The organism is Microbacterium plantarum, from assembly GCF_035231185.1.
Lineage (GTDB): Bacteria > Actinomycetota > Actinomycetes > Actinomycetales > Microbacteriaceae > Microbacterium > Microbacterium plantarum.
This window is the reverse complement of the sequence record NZ_CP141117.1, coordinates 2,074,336-2,099,792: the sequence shown is the minus strand read 5'-3', so window position 1 is coordinate 2,099,792 and position 25,457 is coordinate 2,074,336. Positions and strand designations below refer to the sequence as shown.

Annotated in this window: 23 protein-coding genes; 14 read left to right on the top strand and 9 right to left on the bottom strand. The window is 69.2% G+C overall.

The window, feature by feature from the left end; genetic code table 11:
* Positions 1–3: 3 nt before the first annotated feature.
* The 3 genes from VC184_RS10115 to groL all read left to right on the top strand — a co-directional run bounded on the left by VC184_RS10115 (position 4) and on the right by groL (position 2,708).
* Positions 4–585 (top strand): LytR C-terminal domain-containing protein, encoded by a 582-nt coding sequence (locus tag VC184_RS10115; RefSeq protein WP_112617102.1) that lies wholly within the window; start codon positions 4–6, stop codon positions 583–585.
* 124 nt (positions 586–709) lie between these two features.
* Entirely contained in the window at positions 710–913 is a 204-nt protein-coding gene (locus VC184_RS10110) for a cold-shock protein (protein ID WP_023954799.1), read from the top strand.
* Positions 914–1,088: 175 nt separating this feature from the next.
* Complete coding sequence (gene groL, locus VC184_RS10105) at positions 1,089–2,708, top strand: chaperonin GroEL (protein WP_112617101.1); 1,620 nt, start codon at positions 1,089–1,091, stop codon at positions 2,706–2,708.
* Between the two features lie 60 nt (positions 2,709–2,768).
* On the opposite strand, the gene VC184_RS10100 is transcribed toward groL, so the two are convergent.
* The 3 genes from VC184_RS10100 to VC184_RS10090 all read right to left on the bottom strand — a co-directional run bounded on the left by VC184_RS10100 (position 2,769) and on the right by VC184_RS10090 (position 5,678).
* On the bottom strand, positions 2,769–3,056 hold the full coding sequence (locus VC184_RS10100) for a WXG100 family type VII secretion target (protein ID WP_274178645.1): 288 nt from the start codon (positions 3,054–3,056) through the stop codon (positions 2,769–2,771).
* 131 nt (positions 3,057–3,187) lie between these two features.
* The gene (locus tag VC184_RS10095; protein ID WP_274178644.1) at positions 3,188–4,873 is read right to left on the bottom strand and encodes a sensor histidine kinase; all 1,686 of its coding nucleotides are present in this window, start codon (positions 4,871–4,873) and stop codon (positions 3,188–3,190) included.
* 112 nt (positions 4,874–4,985) lie between these two features.
* Complete coding sequence (locus tag VC184_RS10090; protein ID WP_023954791.1) at positions 4,986–5,678, bottom strand: response regulator transcription factor; 693 nt, start codon at positions 5,676–5,678, stop codon at positions 4,986–4,988.
* 88 nt (positions 5,679–5,766) lie between these two features.
* Between VC184_RS10090 and VC184_RS10085 the strand changes: the two genes are divergently transcribed.
* On the top strand, positions 5,767–6,771 hold the full coding sequence (locus tag VC184_RS10085) for a CPBP family intramembrane glutamic endopeptidase (RefSeq protein ID WP_274178643.1): 1,005 nt from the start codon (positions 5,767–5,769) through the stop codon (positions 6,769–6,771).
* A 24-nt stretch (positions 6,772–6,795) separates the two neighbouring features.
* Here VC184_RS10085 and VC184_RS10080 read toward each other — a convergent pair whose 3' ends face one another.
* The 3 genes from VC184_RS10080 to VC184_RS10070 are packed head-to-tail and all read right to left on the bottom strand — an operon-like array spanning position 6,796 to position 10,504.
* The gene (locus VC184_RS10080; protein ID WP_114588339.1) at positions 6,796–8,439 is read right to left on the bottom strand and encodes a DNA repair helicase XPB; all 1,644 of its coding nucleotides are present in this window, start codon (positions 8,437–8,439) and stop codon (positions 6,796–6,798) included.
* Positions 8,440–8,499: 60 nt separating this feature from the next.
* Positions 8,500–10,227 carry a helicase-associated domain-containing protein gene (locus VC184_RS10075; protein ID WP_323986042.1) on the bottom strand — a complete coding sequence of 576 codons (1,728 nt, stop codon included), beginning with the start codon at positions 10,225–10,227 and terminating at the stop codon, positions 8,500–8,502.
* Position 10,228: 1 nt separating this feature from the next.
* On the bottom strand, positions 10,229–10,504 hold the full coding sequence (locus VC184_RS10070; protein ID WP_274178641.1) for a multidrug ABC transporter ATPase: 276 nt from the start codon (positions 10,502–10,504) through the stop codon (positions 10,229–10,231).
* A 112-nt stretch (positions 10,505–10,616) separates the two neighbouring features.
* Here VC184_RS10070 and VC184_RS10065 point away from each other — a divergent pair, with 112 nt between their 5' ends.
* Together VC184_RS10065 and VC184_RS10060 are read left to right on the top strand one after the other, a co-directional pair.
* A complete protein-coding gene (locus tag VC184_RS10065; protein ID WP_023954781.1) occupies positions 10,617–11,000 on the top strand; it encodes a cold-shock protein in 384 nt (127 codons plus the stop codon).
* Positions 10,984–11,718: a DUF3027 domain-containing protein gene (locus VC184_RS10060; RefSeq protein WP_323986039.1), complete on the top strand. Its 735-nt coding sequence runs from the start codon at positions 10,984–10,986 to the stop codon at positions 11,716–11,718. The genes VC184_RS10065 and VC184_RS10060 overlap by 17 nt, the downstream gene beginning before the upstream one ends.
* Positions 11,719–11,792: 74 nt before the next feature.
* Here VC184_RS10060 and serC read toward each other — a convergent pair whose 3' ends face one another.
* The gene (serC, locus tag VC184_RS10055; protein ID WP_323986038.1) at positions 11,793–12,905 is read right to left on the bottom strand and encodes a phosphoserine transaminase; all 1,113 of its coding nucleotides are present in this window, start codon (positions 12,903–12,905) and stop codon (positions 11,793–11,795) included.
* 124 nt (positions 12,906–13,029) lie between these two features.
* Here serC and VC184_RS10050 point away from each other — a divergent pair, with 124 nt between their 5' ends.
* From VC184_RS10050 to VC184_RS10040, 3 genes are all read left to right on the top strand, one after another.
* The gene (locus VC184_RS10050; RefSeq protein ID WP_112617092.1) at positions 13,030–13,728 is read left to right on the top strand and encodes a metal-dependent transcriptional regulator; all 699 of its coding nucleotides are present in this window, start codon (positions 13,030–13,032) and stop codon (positions 13,726–13,728) included.
* 242 nt (positions 13,729–13,970) lie between these two features.
* Positions 13,971–14,876, top strand: coding sequence for a M23 family metallopeptidase (locus VC184_RS10045; protein WP_112617091.1), 906 nt, complete (start codon positions 13,971–13,973; stop codon positions 14,874–14,876).
* A 313-nt stretch (positions 14,877–15,189) separates the two neighbouring features.
* Positions 15,190–15,687, top strand: coding sequence for an HNH endonuclease (locus tag VC184_RS10040; protein WP_114588335.1), 498 nt, complete (start codon positions 15,190–15,192; stop codon positions 15,685–15,687).
* A 16-nt stretch (positions 15,688–15,703) separates the two neighbouring features.
* Here VC184_RS10040 and VC184_RS10035 read toward each other — a convergent pair whose 3' ends face one another.
* Positions 15,704–16,348, bottom strand: coding sequence for a TetR/AcrR family transcriptional regulator (locus VC184_RS10035; protein WP_323986037.1), 645 nt, complete (start codon positions 16,346–16,348; stop codon positions 15,704–15,706).
* A 76-nt stretch (positions 16,349–16,424) separates the two neighbouring features.
* Here VC184_RS10035 and VC184_RS10030 point away from each other — a divergent pair, with 76 nt between their 5' ends.
* From VC184_RS10030 to VC184_RS10010, 5 genes are all read left to right on the top strand, one after another.
* Complete coding sequence (locus VC184_RS10030) at positions 16,425–17,348, top strand: ABC transporter ATP-binding protein (protein WP_323986035.1); 924 nt, start codon at positions 16,425–16,427, stop codon at positions 17,346–17,348.
* A 1-nt stretch (position 17,349) separates the two neighbouring features.
* Positions 17,350–18,105: an ABC transporter permease gene (locus VC184_RS10025; protein WP_323986033.1), complete on the top strand. Its 756-nt coding sequence runs from the start codon at positions 17,350–17,352 to the stop codon at positions 18,103–18,105.
* A gap of 183 nt (positions 18,106–18,288) precedes the next feature.
* Positions 18,289–18,990, top strand: a complete 702-nt coding sequence (locus tag VC184_RS10020; protein WP_064954983.1) for a hypothetical protein — start codon at positions 18,289–18,291, stop codon at positions 18,988–18,990.
* A 1-nt stretch (position 18,991) separates the two neighbouring features.
* Positions 18,992–20,533, top strand: a complete 1,542-nt coding sequence (locus tag VC184_RS10015) for a DNA polymerase Y family protein (protein ID WP_258524671.1) — start codon at positions 18,992–18,994, stop codon at positions 20,531–20,533.
* A complete protein-coding gene (locus VC184_RS10010) occupies positions 20,533–23,940 on the top strand; it encodes an error-prone DNA polymerase (RefSeq protein WP_323986031.1) in 3,408 nt (1,135 codons plus the stop codon). Before VC184_RS10015 ends, VC184_RS10010 begins: the two co-directional genes overlap by 1 nt.
* A 92-nt stretch (positions 23,941–24,032) precedes the next feature.
* Here VC184_RS10010 and VC184_RS10005 read toward each other — a convergent pair whose 3' ends face one another.
* Positions 24,033–25,406 (bottom strand): alpha-amylase family glycosyl hydrolase, encoded by a 1,374-nt coding sequence (locus VC184_RS10005; RefSeq protein WP_323986030.1) that lies wholly within the window; start codon positions 25,404–25,406, stop codon positions 24,033–24,035.
* Positions 25,407–25,457: the final 51 nt, after the last annotated feature.

Genomic DNA, 25,457 nt, shown 5'->3' with positions numbered 1-25,457 from the left:
TCCGTGCCGACAACGACATACCCGAAAGACCGCTTCGACGAGCTGCCCGCCGACACCACCCGCGTCGGCGCCCACCGGGCCGAGAACCCCCGGCTGCGTGCCGGCGTGCTCCTGGTCTGGGCTGCCGTCGCGGTCCTCGTCCTGGTGGCGGCGGGCGTCCTCGGCACGATGATCGTCACCGGTCGCATCGGGCTGTTCCCGGCGGCGCCCACGGCGACGTCCGTGGTCGAGGCTCCCGTCGAGGCCGATCCGGTCGTCGACACCTCGTATCCCGTCCTGATCCTCAACGCGACGTCGGAGCGCGGACTGGCGACCGCCCTCCGCGACACCGTCGTCGGTGCCGGATGGAACTCGGATGTCGTCGACGCGGGTGACGCCAGCACTCATGACTTCGCGACGACCACGATCTTCTACGTCCATGCGGAGGACGAGGGTGCCGCGCGGGGCCTCGCCCAAGTGATCGGCGGAGCGGACGTGGAGATGAGCGAGGCCTATGCAGGCCCGGACGGCGCGGACGGGGAGCCCAGCAAGCAGCTCACCGTGGTCGTCGGCGAGGACCGCGCGGGCGGTGGCGGCGAGGGCTGACGACCGGGCGTGTTTCACGCTCGTGAAATTCTCGATGCGGCCGTGTCAACAGTGACCGGAAGCGCCGGATCCGGCGGAACGCCCTGCATACGATGACGCTGTCGCACAGCATCAGGAGATTCGCATGACACAGGGCACCGTCAAGTGGTTCAACGCCGAGAAGGGTTTCGGCTTCATCACCGTGAACGAAGGGCAGGACGTCTTCGTCCACTACTCCAACATCGAGATGAGCGGCTTCCGCGTGCTCGAAGAGGGGCAGGCGGTCGAGTTCACCGTGGGGACGGGGCAGAAGGGTCCGCAAGCGGAATCGGTGCGCGTCGTCGCCTGAATCGCAACACTCCACGGAGCGCACCGCCATCGCGGTGCGCTCCGTCGTTTCCCCGGGTCGCGTCACCGGCCACGCGGCTTGCACTCCCCATGGGCGAGTGCCAGAATGGCTTTAGCACTCACGTTCATCGAGTGCTAAAGACTGTTCTCCACCGTCCGGGAGGGACGACACACACATGGCAAAGATCATCGCTTTCGACGAGGAGGCCCGCCGCGGCCTCGAGCGCGGCCTGAACACGCTGGCCGACGCCGTCAAGGTGACGCTCGGCCCGCGCGGTCGCAACGTCGTGCTCGAAAAGAAGTGGGGCGCCCCCACCATCACGAACGATGGCGTCTCGATCGCCAAGGAGATCGAGCTCGACGACCCGTACGAGAAGATCGGTGCGGAGCTCGTCAAGGAGGTCGCCAAGAAGACCGACGACGTCGCCGGTGACGGAACGACCACCGCGACCGTCCTCGCTCAGGCGCTCGTCCGCGAAGGCCTGCGCAACGTCGCAGCCGGCGCCGACCCCATCTCGCTCAAGAAGGGCATCGAGAAGGCCGTCAAGGCCATCACCGACCAGCTCCTCGCTGACGCCAAGGAGGTCGAGTCGAAGGAGCAGATCGCTGCCACCGCTTCGATCTCGGCTGCTGACGCCTCGATCGGCGAGCTGATCGCCGAGGCCATCGACAAGGTCGGCAAGGAGGGCGTCGTCACCGTCGAGGAGTCGAACACCTTCGGCACCGAGCTCGAGCTCACCGAGGGCATGCGCTTCGACAAGGGTTACATCAACCCCTACTTCGTCACGGACCCGGAGCGCCAGGAGGCCGTCTTCGAGGACCCGTACATCCTCATCGCGAACCAGAAGATCTCGAACATCAAGGACCTTCTGCCCATCGTCGACAAGGTGATCCAGGAGGGCAAGGAGCTCCTCATCATCGCCGAGGACGTCGAGGGCGAGGCTCTCGCGACGCTGGTCCTCAACAAGATCCGCGGCATCTTCAAGTCGGCTGCCGTCAAGGCTCCCGGCTTCGGCGACCGTCGCAAGGCTCAGCTGCAGGACATCGCGATCCTCACCGGCGGCCAGGTCATCACCGAAGAGGTGGGCCTCAAGCTCGAGAACGCCACCGTCGACCTGCTCGGCCGTGCGCGCAAGGTCATCATCACGAAGGACGAGACCACGATCGTCGAGGGTGCCGGTGACTCGGCTCAGCTCGAGGGCCGCGTGACCCAGATCCGTCGCGAGATCGACAACACCGACAGTGACTACGACCGCGAGAAGCTCCAGGAGCGCCTCGCGAAGCTCGCCGGTGGCGTCGCCGTCATCAAGGCCGGAGCTGCGACCGAGGTCGAGCTCAAGGAGCGCAAGCACCGCATCGAGGACGCCGTCCGCAACGCCAAGGCAGCTGTGGAAGAGGGTGTCGTCGCCGGTGGTGGTGTCGCACTCATCCAGGCCGGCAAGAACGCGTTCAGCGGTCTCGAGCTCTCGGGCGACGAGGCGACCGGTGCGAACATCGTCAAGGTCGCGATCGAGGCTCCGCTGAAGCAGATCGCTCTGAACGCCGGCCTCGAGCCGGGCGTCGTCGCCAACAAGGTGGCCGAGCTCGAGATCGGACACGGCCTGAACGCCGCGACCGGCGAGTACGGCAACCTGTTCGAGCAGGGCATCATCGACCCGGCCAAGGTGACGCGCTCCGCGCTGCAGAACGCCGCGTCGATCGCGGGCCTGTTCCTCACGACCGAGGCGGTCGTGGCGGACAAGCCGGAGAAGACCCCGGCTCCCGCGGGCGACCCCACGGGTGGCATGGACTTCTGATCCATCGCATACAGAACGGCCCCTCCTTCGGGAGGGGCCGTTCTGCGTTTCGGAGGGGCGTCAGCGGAACAAGCCCGCGGCCGCAGCCTCGGCCTGCAGGTACTGTTGGCCGGCGGCATCCAGTGCCGATCCGATGTCGCCGAGCGCCGCTTCCACCTCGCGCTGCGCCGCGCGCCACCTCTCCACGACGGCCTGGAAAGCGAGAGCGGCGCTGCCGGTCCACGAGCCCTGCAGTTGTGTCAGTTGCGCCATCATCGCGCCGGTGTCGCTCTCGATGCGTTCCGAGGTGGCGCGGATGGCGGCGGTGGCGCTCGCTACGGCGTCGCTGTCGATCGAAAAGGTGGCCATGTCGCTCCTTGCGTCGTGTGCGGTGGATGCCGACACGCTAGGTCGCCGTCGACCCGCTGCGCTCGCGCGCGGATGCGATCGGGGAGAGGCCAGTGCCCGGTGCGGCGGGGGAGAAGCCGCCGCGACTCCGCTCAGCGCTCGTCGCGCAGACGCGGCAGCGGTTGGGTCTCGATCCAGAGATGCTCGGCGGCCTCGCGGCGATCGGCCAAGGGGAATGCGACCCGGAACGTGGCGCCGCCGCCCGGCGTGGCCTGGACGTCGATCGAACCGTGCAGCGCCTCCACGATCGAGGCGACGATGGACAGGCCGAGGCCCGAGCCGCCGGTCTCGCGCGTGCGCGACGTGTCGGCCCGCCAGAACCGCTGGAAGATCTTCTCGCGCAGGGGTTCGGGGATGCCTTCGCCGTGATCGATCACCGAGATCCATCCCATGCGGGCGTCGCGGTCCAGGCCCACGGCGATCTCGATCGGGGTGCCCTCCGGGCTGTAGCGCCGCGCGTTGCCGATGAGGTTGGCGACGACCTGGCGGATGCGGTTCTCGTCGCCGAGGACGACCGGTACGAGCGGCGGCTCGCTCGGCTGCAGCAGCGGCTTCGTGTCCGTGGTCGCGCCGGGTGACGTGTTCGCCGACGCGGCATCCGTCTTCCGGGACGCCGTGCCGGAGTCTCCCGAGCGTGCGCCCCGCTCGTCCTTCGGTCGCCGACGCAGGCGGGAGAGCGTCTGGCCGGTGCGGTTGCGGGCACCGCCCGAACGCTTCGTCGTCGCGCCGGTCCCCGTGTTCGTCGGCAGATCCACCGTGAGCGTCTCATCGGAGTACTCGATCACCGAGACATGGCGCTCGGGCGCCGCCGCTCGCGTGTCGAGCGCGGCGTCACGGGCGATGGGACGCAGGTCGACCGGCGTGATGACCAGGTCACGGCGTTCGTCGAGGCGCGCGAGGGCCAGGAGGTCTTCAACGAGGCCGCTCATCCGAACGGCCTCTTTCTCGATCCGCTCCATCGACTGCGCGGTGTGCTCGGCGTCGGTGATCGCGCCCATGCGGTACAGCTCCGCGTATCCGCGGACCGTCACGAGCGGTGTGCGCAGCTCGTGGCTGGCGTCGCCGATGAACCGCCGCATCTGCTGGACCGTGGCGTCGCGCTGGGCCAGGGCGGTGTCGATACGGTCGAGCATCGCATTGATGGCGATCTTCAGCCGGCCGACCTCGGTACCGGGGGAGATGTCGCCCATGCGCTGGCTCAGATCGCCCGCCGCGATCGTCATCGCGGTCTCCTCGACCTGGCTGAGGCTGCGGAAGGTGAGGGTCACGAGCCAGCGGGTGCCGAGAGCGCCGGCCACGAGGATGAGGGCGGCGATCACGGTGTAGATGCTGATGAAGTTCGCGACGGTCTGTGTCACCGAGGTGAGCGGCAGCGCGACGAGCTGCGTATAGCTCTCACGCGACCCCTCGGGCTGGAGGACATCGACACTCGCGTGGAAGGTGCCGGTTCCCTGACGGGCGGCGAGCTCGAAAGGCTCGGTGCCCTTGACGACCGTGCGGTCGAGGGGGAACGAAGCGGGCAGATCGGGGCGGACCGACTCGGGTCCGCCCGCGACCGACAGCAGCTCGCCCTCGGCGCTGTAGATCGCGACGACGAAGGTGGTCGGCGCCGGTGACTCCTTCGCCTCGAAGAGCGCGATGCCGTCTTCGACGGTGACATCCATCACCGTGCTCGCCAGGTCGGTCGGGGCGAGCGAGCGGAGGCTCCCGTCGAGCGCGGCGACCTGGGCGTTGCGCAGGAAGATCATCGTTCCCACGCCCGCCGCGATCAGCCCCATCGCCAGCAGGGTGACGATGACGCCCGTGACCTTCGTGCGCAGGCTGATGCCGCGCCACCATCGGGTGACGCCGTCGTTCGCGGAATCGCTCAGGCGTCTGCGCTCCCGCGGATCAGGCCGACTTGTCGGCCTTGAGCATGTATCCGAAGCCGCGCTTGGTCTGGATCAGCGGCTCGGACGAGTGCGGATCGATCTTGCGCCGCAGGTACGAGATGTAGCTCTCGACGATGCCGGCGTCGCCGTTGAAGTCGTACTCCCAGACGTGATCGAGGATCTGGGCCTTGCTGAGCACCCGGTTCGGGTTGAGCATCAGGTAGCGCAGCAGCTTGAACTCGGTGGGCGACAGATCGATCGAGACATCGCCGACCTGGACGTCGTGGGTGTCCTGGTCCATCGTCAGCTCGCCGGCCCGGATGATCGACTCCTCGTCGGCCTGCATCGTGCGACGCAGGATCGCCTGGATGCGCGCGACGATCTCGTCGAGGCTGAACGGCTTGGTGACGTAGTCGTCGCCGCCGGCGTTGAGCCCCTCGATCTTGTCCTCGGTCTCGTCCTTGGCGGTGAGGAAGAGGATCGGCGCGGTGTAGCCCGCCCCGCGGAGCCGCTTGGTGACGCTGAAGCCGTTCATGTCGGGCAGCATCACATCGAGCACGATCAGATCGGGCTCCTCCTCGAGCACCGCCGAGATCGTCTGCGCGCCGTTGCCGACGGCGCGGACCTGGTATCCGGCGAACTTCAGCCCGGTGATCAGCAGGTCACGGATGTTCGGTTCGTCGTCCACGACGAGAATGCGCGGTGCTGTCATAGGCCCATACTGGCACCGGATCCCATCGGTTTGCTGGATATCGCGCCGCAGGGGGTCGACCTGGTAGGGGTCGCGAGAGGATGGAGGCATGCCGCGTCCGATCGATTCCGACCGTCTCGCATTCCATCGGCTCGTCTTCGCGCGTCGTCGTTCGGGGTGGTGGACCCCGCTCGCGGTGGGCGCTCTCGGCATCGTTCTGTTCTTCCTCATGGTGCTGGGCGCCGCACTCGTCGCCCTGCTGATCGCGCTGTCGAGCGAAGAGGCGGCGCGGGCGCTGAACCGGGTCCTCAACGATGGCGGGGTCCTGGACATCTCGGATCCGCTCTCGTTGTTCATCGGCCTCGGCGCGATCGCGCTGCTGCTGCCCGCGTACCTGCTCGCGTCGCTCCTCATCAACGGACGTCGTCTCGGGTTCGCCTCCGCCGTGTTCGGGCGGCTGCGCTGGCGGTGGCTGATCGTGTGCGTCGGGCTCGCCGTGGCCATGGCGGTCGTCGTCGCGATCGTCACCTCGCTGCTCCCTCCCGAGCAGAGCGGAGCATCGCTCACGCCCCCGGCGGGTGCCACGCTGTGGCTGAGTCTGCTCGTGGTCATCCTCGTGGTGCCGGTCCAGGCCGCCGCAGAGGAGTACATCTTCCGCGGCTACCTGATGCAGTCGATCGGGCGGTGGCTGCGGCATCCGCTGTTCGCCATCCTGCTGCCGGTGCCCCTGTTCGTCATCGGACACCTCTACGACCCGGTCGGTCAGGCAGCCGTCGCGCTCTTCGCGATCGCCGCGGGCTGGCTCACGTGGCGCACCGGCGGACTCGAGGCCGCGATCGCGGTGCACATCGTCAACAACCTGCTGGCCTTCGTGACCGGGATCGTGGCGGGAACCGACCCGTCGGCGGCGGATGTCGGCTGGGTGAGCTTCGCCACCTCGGTGCTGCTGCTCGGGGGCTACTGCCTTGCGGTCGAGTACGTGCTGCGGCGGCGGCCGATCGCGCGCACGTACGGCCTCCCGCGGACCCCGCTGCCGCCGCCGATCCCCATGCCGACGCCGACGGCGACTGTGCCGCTTCCCGGCGAGCCGACGCCCGAGCTCACCAAGCCCTGACACGGCCGCCGTGGGGCGGCCGGCTCAGGCCGCTTCGAGCTTCTCGGCGTCGAGGATCGTGTAGCTGTACCCCTGCTCGGCGAGGAAGCGCTGCCGGTTCTGCGCGAAGTCCTGGTCGACGGTGTCGCGCGCGATGAGCGTGTAGAAGCTCGCGGTGTGACCGTTGGACTTCGGACGCAGCAGACGCCCGAGTCGCTGCGCCTCCTCCTGGCGCGAGCCGAACGATCCCGAGACCTGAATGGCGACGGAGGCGTCGGGGAGGTCGATCGAGAAGTTCGCGACCTTCGACACGATCAGCACCGGGATCTCGCCCGTTCGGAACGCCTCGTACAGTTCCTCGCGCTCGTCGACGGGCGTCGAACCCGTGATCTTCGGCGCTCCCAGCGCGTCGGACAGCACATCGATCTGATCGAGGTACTGGCCGATCACGAGGATCTGCTCGCCCGTGTGCTTCGCGACGAGGTCGCGGACGACCCCGATCTTCGCGTGCGCGGTGGCAGCCAGGCGGTACCGCTCGTCATCGGCCGAGGCCGCGTACTCGAGGCGGTCGGATGCCGGGAGGTCGACGCGCACCTCGTAGCAGACGGCGGGGGAGATGAAGCCCTGTGCCTCGATCTCCTTCCACGGCGCGTCGAAGCGCTTGGGGCCGATGAGGCTGAACACGTCGCCTTCGCGGCCGTCCTCGCGGACCAGGGTCGCGGTGAGGCCGAGCCGGCGTCGCGCCTGCAGGTCGGCGGTGAGCTTGAACACGGGGGCGGGCAGCAGGTGCACCTCGTCGTACACGACGAGACCCCAGTCGAGCGCGTCGAGGAGCGCGAGGTGGGCGTATTCGCCTTTCCGCTTCGCGGTGAGGATCTGGTAGGTCGCGATCGTGACCGGCTTGACCTCCTTCGACTGACCGGAGTACTCGCCGATCTCCTCCGGAGTCAGGCTCGTGCGCTTGAGCAGCTCGTTGCGCCACTGCCGCGCGCTGACGGTGTTGGTCACGAGGATGAGCGTGGTCGTCTTCGTGTCGGCCATCGCTGCGGCTCCGACGAGCGTCTTGCCGGCGCCGCAGGGGAGTACGACGACGCCTGAGCCGCCCTCGGTGAAGATGTCGACCGCCTTGCGCTGATAGGGGCGCAGGCTCCAGCCGTCTTCGTGCAGCTCGATCTCGTGCGGCGTGCCCGGCGTGAAGCCGGCGAGGTCTTCGGCGGGCCAGCCGATCTTCAGCAGCTCCTGCTTGATCTGGCCGCGGGCCCAGGCGTCGATGACATACGTGTCGGGCGTGGGGTTGCCCAGGAGCAGCGGCTGGATGCGCTTGTTGCGCGTGACCTCCGAGAGAACGGCCGCGTCGCTCGAGCGCAAGATCAGGGTGCCCTCGTCGTCGCGCTCGATGACCAGACGTCCGTAGCGCGTCACCGTCTCGCGGATGTCGGTCGACACCGACGGCGGCACGGGGAAGCGCGACCAGCGGTCGAGTGTGGCCAGCATGTCTTCGGCATCGTGCCCCGCGGCGCGTGCGTTCCACAGGCCCAGGCGCGTGATGCGATAGGTGTGGATGTGCTCGGGCGCCCGCTCGAGCTCGGCGAAGATCGCCAGTTCGTGCCGCGCGTCCTCCGCGCTCGGGTGGGCGACTTCCAGCAGCACGGTGCGGTCGCTCTGGACGATCAGGGGGCCATCAGCCATAACGAGCAATCGTACCGGTGCTCAGCCCACGTCGGCCTGTACGGAGGGTGCCTGCGATGCTCAGGTCAGCCGGGCGGAGACGATGCTCGACACCGGCAGAGTGCGTTCGACATCCGAGGCGCGGTCGCGCCCACGCAGCCGGCCGCCGCCCAGCCCCGTCGCTTCGAGCACGAAGTCACGCGTCGAGCCGTCCGGCAGACGCACGCTCACCTCGATCACCGCGCGTGCTTTGACCGCCTGCTCGAGCTCGCGGCCCAGCCACGCGGCATCCGCGTCGTCGGAGGAATGGGCTCGGAGCATGCGCTCGATGAGCGGCCGGAAACGGGCCTCGGAGGTGCCTGCCGGTGCGTCGTCCGCCGATGCGGCCAGTTTGGCGCGGTCGAGGATCCGTACCTCTCCGTTCTCGTCGACCGCGGCGACGGGGTAGCGAGCGTCGCTCAGCATCCAGAAGACAGCGTCGACCGAGCTGCGGCTGAGCAGCCGGTCGCCATCGCGCACGAGCCCGAGCGGTCGCAGCGCCTGATCGACGGCGAGCGTGTCGAGGGCGCCCTGGTCGGATGCCGTCACCTGCGTCCGACCGGTGGAGTCGGCGCCCACGCGCAGTCGGCCGTGGCGGCCGGCCGCCCGTTCGAGCTCGTATGCCAGCGGCTGCGGCAGGCCGGTCAGCGAGATCGCGGCGAGGAACTCGGCGAGGGATGCCGGATCCTCTCCGGCCGCGAGCGCTGCTCCGATCGATTCGGCGGAGAACCGGTAGGTCGACGCCTGCGCGCGCGACTCGCGCCGCGCCGCGCGGCGCAGCCGCGCATCGATCGCGGGCTCGAGCGGCCCGGGCGCGATCGCCGTGAGGTCGTTCTGGAGGAAGATGCGGTCGACCTCGCCGGGGAGGTGCTCCTGCAGCGTCGTCCGGTCGACGTCGCCTCCGTTCGCGAGCGCCGTCGCCCAGGCTGCCGGGCGCCCCGATGCGTCGATGATCGCCCACAGCCGCCACTGCGCCGTCAGGCGGTCGGCACGCGCGGACCACTGCGGGTCGAGCGGATAGGCGAGGTGCCACTGCGCCGGCGGCTGCCATCCGCCGTCCGTCGTCCGCAGCGCCGATGGGAGCGCGTCGCGCAGGCGGCCGGCGGTGTTGGCCCAGCGATCGGCGGAGCCACGGAGCAACCAGGCGGTTCCCTCGGTCGTCACCCGCCACTCGCGCTCGACCGGACCGAGGAGCCCGGCGTCGAGACCGATCCCGATCACGAGGTCGGCTGTCTCGGCATCCGCCACCGCTCCTGCTTCAATCAGGCGGCGGCGGTCGGCGGCACCCAGGGTTCCCGCACCGGTGCGTCCGAGGGGCGACGGTTGCGTCAGCGACAGGACATCGGCGAGTGACGAGAGCGCGGTGAAGGCGCGTTCGGCCAGCTGCGCATCATCCTCCGGCGAGCCCGTCGTGATGGAACGGCCCGCGGTCTCGGGGCGGGGGACATCGCGCCACGCCGTAGCGGCACCGGCGTAGGGCATCCCGCCAGGAGAGACGAGCCCGAGATGCAGCAGGGCGTCGCGTGCCGTACCGGGCGGAACCGCATCGCCGGAGGCGACCGCGTCGTCCATGGCCTCGACGAGCGGCCGGGAGAGAAGCGGAGCGGCCTTGGCCACAGCCGCGGGATCGAGCAGGGCCTCGGCGGCGTCGAAGAAATCGGCCCAGGCGACGTCGGGCGAGACGCGGCGTCGACGGAGCAGGTCCGTCAGGACGTCGTCGTCGACCGTGGCGAGCCAGCTCGCGAGGGCACGGGCGTCGACGGGAGACACGTCACCGGCCCTTGTTGGCCCGGCTCCGTCGGATGAAGGTCATGATCAGCACCGTCAGCAGCAGGGCGAACGCGACGGGCGGCGCGATCCACACGATGGCGCTCACCGTGGGCCACGCCCCGGTGCCGAAGTCTGACTGCTCCATGCCGGTCGCGGTGCCGATGATGATCGCGAAGAAACAGACGATCGCCAGAATCAGCAGCCCCAGCGACATGAACGCGAGGATGCGGTCGATACGGCGGACCGGAAGGTCGTCGCCCGTGCTGCGCGTGCTCATCCGCATCAGCGTAGCGGTTCGCAGTGGTGCCGTAGGCTGGTTACCGGGGCTGACACGGCCCCGGCATTCGGTTCTGCCCGCGAAACGCGGTCCGTGACAGCGAGGTACGCACATGCCCACCGGCAAGGTCAGGTTCTACGACGACGAGAAGGGGTTCGGCTTCATCTCCTCCGATGACGGCCAGGACGTCTTCCTGCACGCCACGGCACTCCCGGCGGGCACCGAGTCGCTCAAGCCCGGCACGCGCCTCGAGTTCGGTGTCGCTGATGGCAAGCGCGGTCTGCAGGCGCTGGCCGTCCGCGTGCTCGAGGCTCCCGTGAGCCTGAGCAAGCGCAACCGCAAGCCCGCGGACGACATGGCGATCATCGTCGAGGACCTCGTGAAGCTCCTCGACGGCATCGGCGCCGATCTCCGTCGCGGTCGCTACCCCAGCTCGGGTCACGGCAAGAAGATCGCCGCGGTGCTGCGCAAGGTCGCCGATGACCTCGACGCCTGAGCCCGCCGACACGTCGGCGACGGACGAGGTCGAAGTCATCGAGCCGGCGTCTGACGAGGCCGCAGCGCCCGAGGATGCCGTAGCGTCCGAGCCGGTCGCGGTCGACGAACGTCTGCTCGCCGCTCACGATCTCGCCCTGGCTGCGCTCGCCGAGATCACGCCCCCGTCGACCGTCGGCGATCCCGTCGACTACGTCGTCGAGGCCGAAGGCGTCGTATCTCTGCGCTTCGCCAACCGTCTGGCCGGCTACCCCGGGTGGCTGTGGACGGTCAGCGTCGCCGTGGTCGAAGACGCCGAGCCGACGGTGCTCGAGATCGAGCTGCTCCCGGCCGTCGGATCGCTGCTCGCTCCCGAGTGGGTTCCGTGGGCTGTGCGGCTCGCGGACTACCAGGCCGCTCAGGCCGCCGCGGACGAGGACGATGACAGCGACGACGACGCGGACGATCTCGACGACGACGCGGCCGATCTCGATGACGACGCGGACGACCTCGACGACGACGCGGACGAGGACGACTTCGCGGACGGCAGCACGGCGGTCACCCACGCGGGCGACGTCGACGGGGTCGATATCGACGCGCTCGATTCCGGCGCTGCCGATGACGACGAAGACGACTCGGATGACGACGAGTTCGATGACGATGATGACGACTCGGACGAGGACGATGATTCGGACGAGAACGACGACTCCGACCATGACGAATCGCCCTGGGAGCGCTGACCGCTCGAACGGGAACGAAGAAGGGATGCCGCGCGGTGCGGCATCCCTTCTGTCGTCTCAGCGGCGTTACGCGCTCAGAGACGGTCGATCGTGTAGTCGATGCACTTGATCAGCTGGCGCACGTCGTCGGGCTCGATCGAGACGAACGTCGCGATGCGCAGCTGGTTGCGGCCCAGCTTGCGGTACGGCTCGGTGTCGACGATGCCGTTGCCGCGCAGGCTCTTGGCGACGGCAGCGGCATCGACGGTGTCGTCGAAGTCGATCGTCACCACGACGGGGGAGCGGTCGGCGGGATCGGCGACGAACGGCGTCGCGTGCTCGGACGCTTCGGCCCAGTCGTACAGCGCCGAAGAGGACTCTGCGGTGCGGTCAGCCGCCCACTGCAGGCCGCCGTTGCTGTGGACCCACTCGAGCTGCTTGTCGAGCAGATAGAGCGTCGCGACGGCGGGCGTGTTCAGTGTCTGGTTGAGTCGCGAGTTGTCGAGCGCGTTCTTCAGGCTCAGGAACTCGGGGATGTAGCGGCCCGACGCGGCGACCTGCTCGATCCGCTCGATCGCGGCGGGGGAGACCGCGGCGAACCATATGCCGCCATCCGAGCCGAGGTTCTTCTGCGGGGCGAAGTAGTAGACGTCGCACTGCGAGACCGAGAAGTCGATTCCGCCCGCCGCGCTCGTGGCATCGATGACGGTCAGCGCGCCTTCGTCGCCGACGACGCGGCGCACGGGGGCGGCGACACCGGTCGACGTCTCGTTGTGGGGCCAGGCGTACACGTCGACGCCCTCCACAGCCTCGGCCGAGATGCTCGAGCCGGGCTCCGCCTTGCGGATGTCGGGAGCCTGGAGCCAGGGCGCGGATGCGGCCGCGCCGAACTTGCCGCCGAACTCGCCGAAGACGAGGTTCTGGCTGCGGTTCTCGATGAGGCCGAATGCCGCGGCATCCCAGAACGCGGTCGATCCGCCGTTGCCGAGGATGATCTCGTATCCGTTGGGCAGCCGCAGCAGATCGGACAGGCCGGAGCGGACCTGGCCGACGAGGCTCTTCACCGGCGATTGGCGGTGCGACGTGCCGAGCAGGATCGAGCCGGGACCCGACAGGGCGGCGACCTGCTCGGGGCGGATCTTGGCGGGACCGCAGCCGAAGCGGCCGTCGCGGGGAAGGATGTCTCGGGGCAGGGTGACGTGCGCCATGAGCCGATTCTAGGGGCGGCGTCCGGGCCCGCCGTGCCATGAGCAGGAGGTAAGGGCAGCCTCGCATGTCCTCACCAGCGGATAGGCTGGGATCCTCCCGACCACGCGCACGACAAGGGCTGTGATGACCGATCTCATCGACACGACAGAGATGTATCTGCGTACCATCCTCGAACTCGAGGAAGAGGCGATCGTCCCCCTGCGTGCACGCATCTCCGAGCGCCTCGGGCACTCCGGCCCCACCGTCTCGCAGACGGTCGGCCGCATGGAGCGCGACGGACTCGTCGTCGTGTCGGAAGACCGCTCGCTCGAGCTGACCGACAGCGGCCGGCAGAAGGCGGTCGACGTCATGCGCAAGCACCGTCTCGCCGAGCGCCTGCTCAGTGATGTCATCGGACTCGACTGGGCCTATGTCCACGAAGAGGCCTGCCGCTGGGAGCACGTGATGAGCGAGCTCGTCGAGCGTCGCCTCATCGAGCTGCTCGGTCACCCCACGGAATCGCCCTACGGCAACCCGATCCCCGGTCTCGACCAGCTCGGGGATGTGCCTGCGCGCACCTTCGACGACGGTGTGGTGGGCCTCGTGCGTCTGCTGAACGAGACCGGCGGGCCGATCGAGGGCACCGTGCGACGGCTCGCCGAGCCGGCCCAGGTCGACCCCGAACTGCTGCAGCAGCTGCGGGCGGCGGGCGTCGTCCCCGGCCGTGAGGGCACGTTCCAGTTCTCGGAGGGGTACGTCCTCGTTCAGATGGACGGTGTCGACGAGGGGCTCGAGCTGCCCGTCGAGGTCGCGTCGCACATCTTCCTCACGCGTCGCGACTGAGTCCGCGAGCGTTTGGCCACCGGACCTGAGCGTCCGGTGGGGAAGGGAACGACAGCGTGACTTATTCGTTACCTTCCGGTAGCCTCGAGAAGTCTTCAGGCGAGAAGCCCGCCCGAGACCGCTGCATGGATTGCCTCTTCGGCTCGTCGTCCACGCGGTGACACCCGAATGTCGCGTGGACCTACACGCGCAGTGTCGACGAGCCAGCGCAGACCATCGCGCAGAGGCGCCGGAGGACTGATTTGGCTGAACACAACGATTCGTCGGTAGACGTACCCGAGGTCGACGCGACGAATCCCGAACGCTCTGGTCGCGCCCTGCGTGGCCGCCGCTTCCCGATGGCGAAGAAGCAGAAGCGGGACGTCGCGACCATCGAGAACCGCGCTTCCCGCCGGAGCCGTCGCCGGGTCCACCCCGTTCGCAGCACCTTCACCGTCGCTGCCGTGGTCGGCCTTGTCGCCACCGTCGCCATCCCGGCCTTCGCCGCCGTGCGCGGTACGTCGGCCGACGCGATGACGCTGCAGCAGGTCGCCGCCAACAACGCGCAGTCGATCGTCGTCGCGTCCGAGGTCGGACCCGCGTCTCTCGACCGCAGTGGCTTCACGGCGACCACGCCCGAAGAGATCAAGAAGAAGAAGGACGAGGAGGCCGCCGCCAAGGCAGCCGCCGAGGCCCTCGCGAACCGCATCTCCGCGAGCAGCTCGACCGCCTCGTCGTCGACGTCGTACAGCCAGTCGATCCCGCTCGTCGCGCCGGGTTCCGGTCTCGTGCGTCGTCCGCTGATGTCGTTCAACAACTTCGGCACCCCGTACGCCGGTCACCGCGGCACCGACTACATGGCCGACCGTGGCACGCCGATCTACTCGGTCGCCGACGGCACGGTCGTCGCCTCGAGCGAGAGCGGTCCGGGCTGGGGCGTGTACGTCAAGGTCGCGCACAACATCAACGGCACGAACGTCACGAGCCTCTACGCGCACATGGACTGGGGCACCCGCGCGGTGCAGGTCGGCGACACCGTCTCGGCGGGACAGCTGCTCGGCCAGGTCGGCGATACGGGCCGCGCGTTCGGAACGCACCTGCATCTCGAGATCGTGGTCGACGGCGCGTACATGAACGCCGAGTCGTGGCTCGTCGCGAACGCGGGCTGACGACACGCATCATCCGTTCATCTCCCGTCGACCTTCCTGGGTCGAGGGTGTATTACCCTGAACGCGACGCTCGCGCACGCCGAGGGGGAGCTGATGGGACCAGTACCGGGCATTCGAACCGTGAATGCGATCGGTCGCTACGTCCTGCGGCATCGTGTGCACCACTGCGGCCTCGGCCGTGAATCAAGGCGCTGTCTTCATGACAGCGCCTTTTTTCGTGCTCGCACCCTCGCGGGGCCTGCCCGCACGGCTCGCGCGACGTCGGTCATCGAACATCCGCTGAAGCCGTCAGGGCAGTTCGTGAGGACAGGAAATGCGCACTCTGGTACTGAACGCCGGGTATGAGCCACTCGCTGTGGTGTCGTTCCGTCGTGCCCTCCTCCTGGTGTTGAACGACAAGGCGACGATCGTCGAGCACGTCGTCCACGATCCCGTTCTCGGGATCGATGGAACGTACGAACGCCCGGCCGTGATCGTCCTGACCCGGTACGTCCGTATCCCGAATGCGCGCCGCGTGCCGGTGACGCGGCGTGGCGTGCTCCGCCGCGACGCGCACCGATGCGCCTATTGCGGGAAAGCGGCGTCGACGATCGACCACGTGATGCCGCGTTCGCGCGGGGGCAGCAACTCGTGGGAGAACCTCGTCGCCTGCTGCCTGCGGTGCAACAACCTCAAGAGCGACCACACTCCGCAGGAGATGGGGTGGGAGCTGCGATGGCTGCCGAAGCCCCCGCGAGGCCCGCAGTGGGCCGTACGGGGCACGGAGCGATCCGACCCGCGCTGGGAGCCGTACCTGAGTCTCGCCGCCTGATCGCCGCGGTGCGCGCCTACCGCGCTCTCGGGCCGTAGGCGCGCAGGAATGCGCCGGCGCCATCGGTCATGATCTGTCGGACCCGCTCGGCGTCCGTCCGGCGGCGAGCGGGCTCGTTGAGAACCCGGAGCGTCGTGAGCGCGTGGAAATGCTCGGCGGCGAGTCCCGGGTCGTCGAGGTCGAGCAGACCCTCGGTCGCGAAGTGAGCGAAGCGCTCGGCGAGAACGTCGGCGTGCGCTCGGTCCAGCGGGTGGTCCTCGAGTTCGGGCAGGAGCGACTCGTTCTCCGAGATCAGCTTGACAGCGGCTGCGTAGTTCGTCGACGTGGCGAGGAACCCCCCGAGTTCGGCGGCGAACGCGATCACAGCCTGGTGCAATTCATCGCGGCCGTCGATCGCGATGGCGTCCGGCAGGTGCGTCTCGGACAGCTCGCGGAGGGTGTTCACGGCCGTCTCGCCCGCGCTCTCGACCACTCCGAGCAGCAGCCGCCGTTTATCGCCGTAGTAGTCGTAGACGGTGCGCTTGGAGACACCCGCGCGCGCCGAAACGGCATCCATACTCGAGCGCTCGACGCCCACCTCGACGAAGAGCTCTCGCGCCGCCGCGAGTATCGCGGAGCGCTTCTGCTCCTGGCCCTGCCTGACCGGCCTCGCATCGCTCATCGTCATCCTTTGCTCTTCCCGAACTCTACACCGACCAGTGCAGCAAAACTACACGGTACGGTGTAGTGTACCTGCCGTGCAGAAGACAACGCAGGCATCTCTCCAAGCTCACGATCTCGTCAAGCGCTATGGAACCGTCACCGCCGTGGACGGTCTGTCATTCCAGGTTCGGCCCGGGATCGTGACCGGCTTCCTCGGGCCGAACGGGGCGGGCAAGTCCACCACTCTCCGCATGTTCCTCGGCCTGGACAAGCCCACGAGCGGCGCCGCGACCGTGAACGGGCATCGTCTGCATGAGTTGCCCCATCCGATGCGCGTGATCGGCGCGATGCTCGATGCGCGTGCCGTTCATCCGCGGCGTACGGCCGTGGATCATCTCGCGTCCGTCGCGCGTGCTGGAGGCGTGCCGCGGGGTCGAGTCGGGGAGGTTCTGAAATTGGTGGGCCTGGCTGAAGCAGGGAGCCGGCCGGCTGGCGACTTCTCGCTCGGGATGAAGCAACGGCTGGGGATCGCCACGGCGTTGATCGGCGACCCCGGCATCGTCATCTTCGACGAACCTCTCAACGGGCTCGACCCGGAAGGCATCCGCTGGGCTCGATCCCTGATGCGCGAGCTCGCTGCGGAAGGCCGATTGGTGCTGTTCTCGAGCCATCTGATGGGTGAGATGCAACTGACGGCGGATCACCTCATCGTGATCAACCACGGTCGTCTGCTCGCCGATCAGCCTTTGGACGCATTCATCGCCTCGCACACGAACGAGTACGTCCGCGTTCGGACTCCGAATGCCGACGTCCTGCGTGATGCGCTCCGGCGAGCCGGGCTTCCGGTTCGCGCAGACGCCGATCGCAACGACGTCCTCATCGTCTCGGGGACGACGACGGAGAGCGTCGGCCGCATCGCCTCCGCCGCCGGCGCCGAGGTGTTCGAGCTCACCCTCGTTCGGGATTCGCTCGAAGACGCGTTTCTCGCCATGACCACGATCGAGCAGAAGGCCGCCTGACATGAACCTCTTCGCTTCCGAATGGATCAAAGCCCGCAGTGTCCACAGCACCTGGATCCTCGCTGCCTCGGCAGTCGTCGTGACGGTGATGGTCAGCCTGCTGGGGGTGAGCGGGCTCGTGGCCGACTGGCGGGCCGCGCTGCCTTCCGATTTCGATCCCACCGGCATCAGCTTCAAGGGCATCCTGGTCGGTCAGATCCTCCTCGCGACCATCGGATCGCAGGCCATCACCAGTGAATACGGCTCGGGGCAGATCATCACGAGCCTCGCCATCGTGCCCCGGCGCGGGGCCCTCCTGGCTTCGAAGCTCGGAGTTTCGGCGCTCATCGGCTTGGTCGTGGCAGTCGCGGCGGTGGCGGGCAGCTTCGGTGCCACGCAGGCCGCGCTCGCTGCGGCCGGTCTGCCCGTGTCGGCACTCGATGACCCTGGAACTGCTCGGGCCATCGTCTGCGCGATCGTGTACCTCGTCCTCACGGCCGTCCTCGGCCTCGGATTCGGCATCATCACGCGAGGTTCTTCCGGTGCGCTCGCGATCATCGTGACCGTCGCGCTTCTCGTGCCCGCTCTCGCCCCGGGGATGCCCGGGGTCATCGGTGAGTTCGCGGGTACCTACTGGCCCACGACGGCCGGCCAGGCCTCGTACGCTGTCGGGACGACGAGCGGGATGCCGCCGCTGGTGGGACTCGGGATCATGGCGATCTTCACGCTATGGACGACGCTCGCCGCTCTTCTCGTCCTCAGAACGCGTGACGTGTGAGAGGACCTTCCGCATCCGGTAGTTCGTCAGCGGCCGACCGGTAGGGGCGCAGGGTCACGGGCGGGGTGTCGGAGGCGTTCACGCGATCCAATCTGCCACGCGATGTCGGACGTCGGTCGTATCTTCGATCTCGACATTGATGGTCTAGAACATATGTTCTACCCTTGCTGAGTGAGGTCGATCATGCGCAATCCTGCTGCCGCCGAGGACGTGCAGCGACTGCGCGCGCAGATGGAGCGGATGCAGGGGCGCCGCCTCGACGCTCCGGTGCTGCCGACCCATCCTGCCCTGGCCGGACTGCTGCCCGGGCGGGGGCTGCGTCCCGGCGCGGCCTATTCGCTGGGCTCCTCGTCGTCGCTCCTGTTCGCCCTGCTCGCCCAGCCGTCGCAGACCGGGTCGTGGTGCGGTGTCGTCGGGATGCCGGGCTTCGGTGCCGAGGCGGCGGAGCACGCCGGGGTCGACCTGTCGCGCGTGGTGCTGATCCCCGATCCGGGCGCACGCTGGCTCGCCGTCACCGCGACGATCGCCGACGTGCTTCCTATCGTCGCGGTGCGTCCGCCCGAACGGGCGAAAGACTCCGATATCGCCAAGCTCGCCGGCCGGCTGCGCGACCGCGGCACGGTGCTGCTCGTGCAGGGGCCGTGGCCGCAGACCGAGGCGATGCTCGACGTCACCGATCCGCGGTGGTCGGGGTTGGGCGACGGCGATGGCTACCTCAGCGACCGCGAGCTGACGGTCACCGTGTCGAGCCGGCGGTTCCCGGTTCCCCGATCGGCGCGGATGCTGCTGCCCGCGCCCGATGGCGCGATCTCGGCTGCTCCGCACGAGCGGGCTCTCGCGGGCGGCCCGGTCGTCGAGCCGATCCCGATGCGACGGGCGGTCTGACGTGGGGGAGCAGGAGGCGACGGCACCGGTACGCAGCCTCGTGGTGTGGGTGCCCGACTGGCCGGTCGTGGCGTTCGTGCGCGAAAGCGGCGGCGATCCGAACGCGCCGATCGCGGTCTTCGAGAAGGGCGTGGTCATCGCGTGTTCGGCGGCTGCGCGGGCCGACGGCGTCGCACGTGGGCAGCGTCGCCGCGACGCTCAGGCCCGATGCCCCGCGCTGCAGGTGGCCGACGCGGATGCGGTGCGCGATCACCGGGAGTTCGCGCCGATCGTGGCGCGCCTCGAAGAGATGGCGCCAGGAGTGCAGGTGCTCGAGGCAGGGCTCTGCGCGCTGCGCGTGCGCGGCCCCGCGCGTTTCTATGGCGGTGAGACCGAGGCCGCCGGCGCGCTGCTGGCCGCGGTCGCCGAGGGCGACCTCGACGTGCGGGCCGGTGTCGCCGACGGACCCTTCACGGCGCAGCAGGCCGCGCGGATGAGCACCCGCCCCGACCGGCCCATCCGGGTGGTCGAAGCCGGGCGCTCGGCGGAGTTCCTCGCACCGTTGACGATCGCGGTGCTCGACGACGACTCCGTCGACCTCTTCGCCCGGCTCGGCGTGCAGACCCTCGGCGACCTCGCCGCGATCGAGCCCGAACGACTGGTCGAACGCTTCGGCCCCCGCGGCGCGCGCTTGCACGGCCTCGCCTCCGGCGCCGATTCACGCCCGGTGGTCCCGCGCACTCCGCCGCCCGAGCTGCACCGCGAGGTCTCGTTCGAGCCTCCGCTCGACCTCGCCGACCAGGTCGCGTTCGGCATGAGGGTCGCGGCCGAGGAGTTCATCTCCGGACTCGGCGCGGTCGATCTCGTGTGCACCGAGCTGCGGGTCATCCTCACCGGCGACCGGGGCGAGACGAGCAACCGTGTCTGGCTCCACCCCGGCACCTTCGACGCCGCCGCCGTCGTCGACCGGGTGCGCTGGCAGCTGGCCGAGAGCGGCAAGCTCACCAGCGGTGTCGCTCGGGTCAAGATCGAGCCCGAAGCGGTGGATGCGGCATCCCATCACGCCGTGTCGCTGTTCGGCTCCGGTCCCGAGCAGCGGGTGCACCACGCCCTGTCGCGGGTGCAGGCGATGCTCGGCCACACGGGCGTCGTGACCCCGGTCGTGGGCGGTGGCCGCTGGCTCGCCGAGCGGCAGGTGCTCGTGCCGTGGGGTGACCGCCCGGTGACGAGCTCGCGCGAACGGCCCTGGCCGGGGAGCCTGCCCGATCCGCTGCCCGCGACGGTCTTCGAGCGGGCGCTGCCGCTGGCGGTCGTCGATCGGGAGGGCGACATGGTGGCCGTCGACGGGCGGGGCGAGCTGACGGCGATCCCGGCCGCCCTGGTGTCGTCGACCGGGTCGCGCGGCATCCGCTCGTGGGCGGGGCCGTGGCCGGTGATCGAGCGGGCGTGGGATGCCGCGCGAGCGCGCCATGCCCACCGCTTCCAGATGGTCGATGCCACCCAGACCGCGTGGCTGCTGGTGTGCGACGGCGGCGAATGGTCGGTCGAGGGGCGGTACGACTGATGGGCTTCAACAACCCCTCGGTGCCGTGGTCCGAGATGGAGCGGCTGCTCAGCGGTAACCGGGCGCCGAGCGCGCCGCCGGGTGCGGACGGTGGCGACAGCCCCGCGTGGTCGCGCAAGCGGGGCAAGTACTCCGCGCCGAGGATCGAGCGTCCCGAGGACGCGGTGCCGTACGCCGAGCTGCACGCGCACACGTCGTACTCGTTCCTCGACGGGGCCTCATCGCCCGAAGAGCTGGCCGAAGAGGCCGAACGGCTGGGGTTGCACGCTCTCGCCGTCACCGACCATGACGGGTTCTACGGCATCGTCCGTTTCGCCGAGGCCGCCGAGCAGCTGGCCGTGAAGACCGTGTTCGGGGCGGAGCTGTCGCTCGATCTGCCGCAGCGCGTCGGCGCCGCGCGCAACGAGGCCGACCCGCCGGGCGAGCATCTGCTCATCCTCGCCCGCGGCGAAGAGGGGTACCACCGGCTGGCGCGGGCGCTCACGCAGGGCCAGCTCGCGGGAGCGGAGAAGGGCAAGCCCCGGTACCGGCTCGACGATCTGGCCGACATCGCCGGAGGCGAATGGAGCATCCTCACCGGATGCCGCAAGGGAGCAGTGCGCCGGGCGCTCATCGAGCGCGGACCGGATGCTGCCGCCGCCGAGCTCGACGCTCTGGTCGACCGGTTCGGGCGCGACGCCGTCGAGGTCGAGCTGATGGATCACGGTGAGCCGCTCGACTCGCGGCACAACGACATCCTCGCCGGCCTCGCGCGTGAGCGCGGCCTGCCGATCCTCGCGACGAACAACGTGCACTACGCCGTGCCCGATCGCGCCCACCTCGCTGCCGCGATCGCGGCGGTGCGGGCCAACCGCGGTCTCGACGAGCTCGACGGGTGGCTGCCGTCCCACGCCGGGGCGCACCTGCGGTCGGGAGCCGAGATGACGCGGCGCTTCCGCCGGTTCCCCGGAGCCGTGGCGCGCACCGTCGAGCTTGCCGACGAGCTCGCTTTCCCGCTGCGCCGGGCCAAGCCCGCCCTGCCGAAGCTTCCCGTTCCCGAGGGGCACACGCCGATGTCGTGGTTGCGGCACCTCGTGTGGGAGGCCGTGCCGCGCAAGTACCCGAACCTTCCGGCCGAAGACCGCGACCGCATCGAGCGAGAGCTCGCGGTCATCGAGCAGAAGGACTTCCCGGGCTACTTCCTCATCGTCCACGGCATCGTGCAAGAGGCGCGGCGGCGCGGCATCCTCTGTCAGGGGCGTGGCTCGGCGGCCAACAGCGCCGTCTGCTACCTGCTCGACATCACCGCGATCGACTCCATCTACTACCGGCTGCCGTTCGAGCGCTTCCTGTCCGCCCTGCGCGAGGAGGAACCAGACATCGACGTCGACTTCGACTCCGACCGGCGCGAGGAGATCATTCAGTGGGTCTATGCCACCTACGGGCGCGAGCGTGCGGCGCAGGTGGCGAACGTCATCCAGTACCGGCCCAAGAACGCCGTGCGCGACATGGCGAAGGCCCTCGGGCACTCCCCGGGACAGCAGGACGCCTGGTCGAAGCAGGTCGAACGCTGGGGAGCCACGCTCGACACCGGTCCCGACCACGACATACCCGAGCGGGTGCTCAGCTACGCCGCCGAGCTGTTGAAGGCCCCCCGGCACCTGGGCATCCACTCGGGCGGCATGGTGCTGACCGATCGTCCTGTCGGCGAGGTCGTGCCGATCGAGCACGCTCGGATGCAGGACCGCACCGTCATCCAGTGGGACAAAGACGACGCCGCCTGGATGGGCCTGGTGAAGTTCGACCTGCTGGGACTGGGGATGCTCGCCGCGCTGCAGTACTGCTTCGACCTCATCGAGGGGGCGACGGGGGAGAGGTTCGAGCTCTCGACGCTGCCGAAGGAAGAGGCCGCCGTCTACGACATGCTGTGCCGGGCCGACTCGATCGGGGTGTTCCAGGTCGAGTCCCGCGCGCAGATGGGCCTGCTGCCGCGCCTGCAGCCGCGACGGTTCTACGACCTCGTCATCGAGATCGCGCTCATCCGGCCGGGGCCCATCCAGGGCGGTGCCGTGCACCCGTACGTGCGCCGCAAGCTCGGATACGAGAAAACGACGTATCCGCACGAGAAGCTCAAGCCCGTGCTCGAACGCACGCTCGGGGTGCCGGTCTTTCAGGAGCAGCTCATGCAGATGGGCATGGTCATCGGCGGACTCTCGGGCGAGGATGCCGACCTGCTGCGTCGTGCGATGGGCTCCAAGCGCGGCATCGAGCGCATCGACTCACTCAAGCAGAAGCTCTACGAGGGCATGGCCGAGAACGGCCTGGTGGGGGATGCCGCCGACGACATCTACGCGAAGATCCAGGCGTTCGCGAACTTCGGCTTCGCCGAGAGCCATTCGCTGTCGTTCGGGCTGCTCGTCTACGCCAGCTCGTGGATCAAGCTGCACTACCCGGCGGCGTTCCTCGCGGGGCTGCTGCGGGCTCAGCCGATGGGCTTCTACTCGCCGGCGACACTGGCGGCCGACGCCCGCCGTCACGGAGTCGAGGTGCGGCGCCCCGACCTGCAGCTCTCGGGAGCCGAGGCCGTGCTCGAATCCGTGTCGGGTGAGGCGGGGCGGTCGGGGCCGACGGGGCTCGACAGCTGCCTCGGCGAGCAGCCTCCCGTGCCGGTCTTCGACATCAACGCTCCCGACGAGTCGGCTGCGCATCGCCGTGATGGCGGCTTCGCGGTGCGGCTCGGTCTCGCCGCGGTCACCGGCATCGGCAAGAGGTTCGCCGAGCGCATCGTCACCGAGCGCGAGGCATCCGGCCCCTATCGCGACATGCGCGACCTGGTGCGCCGCACCGGTGCCGACACGACGCAGCTCGAAGCGCTCGCCACCGCGGGAGCGCTGGAGTGCTTCGGGCACACCCGTCGCGAGGCTATCTGGCTGGCGGGATCGGCCGCGCAGGACCGCATCGAGTACCTGCCCGATTCGCTCATCGCCGTGCAACCGCCGCTGTTCACCGACCAGTCGAGCTACGACGTGCTGGCCTCCGACCTGTGGGCCACGGGCATCTCACCCGACGATCATCCGATGACCCATTACCGCTCGCAGCTCGACGCCCGAGGCGTGCTGACGGCGAACGACCTGCGACAGCACGAGTCGGGGCGCCGCGTCGAGATCGCCGGGCTCGTCACCCACCGGCAGCGGCCGGCGACGGCATCCGGCATCACGTTCCTCAACCTCGAGGACGAGCACGGACTGATGAACGTCATCTGCTCGACGGGCATGTGGCACCGCTACCGGCGGGTGGTGCGCGACAGCCCGGCGCTCATCGTCCGCGGCATCCTCGAACGGTCGAACGAGGGGGTCGTGAACATCCTCGCCGACGCGTTCGAAGACCTGCGGGTGGGGGTGAGGCACCAGTCACGAGACTTCCGCTGAGCCGGCGCCACCGCACGACCCGAACCCGATGCGAGCCGACGCGAATTGTCGTCACGCGTGGGGGAGAACCGCCATCTGGGTCGGGTCGCGGGTCAGGCAGGGGTAGCCGATAGCACTGCCCAGCCGCGCGGGGGAAGGGATGCCTCGCCGGCGTGCCTGTCGATGTCGTCGGCCAGCGATCCGGCGAGCACCTGTGTCGCGTCGGCGACCGGCACGGTCACCGGGGCGTCGCCGACGTTGAGCGCCGTGATGACGGCATCCGTTCCCGTCGCGGTCCGCAGCACCATCGCGGTGTTGTCGATATGGATCACGTCGGTGTGGGCGCGATGCAACCAGGGATGCTGCCGGCGCACGGCGATCAGCTGCTGATGGGTGCGGAGGATGTGCTGCGCGGTCTCGGGCAGCGACTCCGGGGCGGGCGGCGCATCGGGGAACTCGGGGCGCACCGCGTCGTCGCCGCCGAGTCGTTCCTCCTTCACCGCCTCGTAGCCGTACTCGTCGCCCGCATACACCGACGGCACCCCCGCCACGGTGAACAGCACCGCCAGCGCGTGCGGCACCAGGTCGGGGCCGATCGCCGAGGCGATCCGCGTGACGTCGTGGTTGCCGACGAAGGTCTGCGGAGCGAAGACCGATAGGAGCTCGTTGTTCCGCTCGATCGCGTGCTTCAGCTCGAAGAGGTTGCGGTCGGCGATGCCGTGCCAGATGCCCTGCCACAGCTCGTATTGCGTCAGCGAGTCGATCGTCGACTCCTCGACGATGCGGGCGGCGTCGCCGTGGATGACCTCGCCGAGGAACCATGCCTCGGGGTACTCGGCGCGAACCCGCGGCAGCACTCTCGCCCAGAAGGCGGACGGCACAGCGTAGGCAGCATCCAGGCGCCAGCCGTCGATGCCGCGGCCCAGCCAGTGGGTCATCACCTCGACGACGAGATCCGCGACGGCGGGGGAGTCGTGGTTCAGCGTGACCAGGGCGTCGTGCCCCTCGAAGACGTCGGCGTCAACCGGCTCGCCGGGCTGCCAGCCGTCCCACCGCACGCGGAAGAGGTCAGCGGTGTCGGCTTCCGGCCCCTGCTCTTCCAGAGCCGCGAACGCAGGGTGCTCGCGCCCCACGTGGTTGAAGACGCCGTCGAACAGCACGCGGATGCCGCGGTCGTGGGCCGCCGCGATCAGACGGTCGATGTCGCCGTCATCACCGAGCCGGGCATCGATGCGGAAGTAGTCGACGGTGTCGTATCCGTGCGTGCTCGAGGGGAAGACCGGGCCGAGGAGCAGCCCGTTGAGGCCGAGCTCGACGACGTGATCGAGCCAGGCCTCGATGCGGTTCAGTCGGTGTTCGACGGGCTGGCCTGCGGCGCCGGCATCCGACTGGCCGTCGTCGTCGGCGCCGTCCGGCCGGATCGGTGCTCCCGTGAACCCCAGCGGGTACACGTGCCACAACATGACGGTCTCGGCCCAGTTGCTCATCCCCGCAGTCAACACGAGCGGATGCCGGATAGGGAACGACGTGCGAGACGC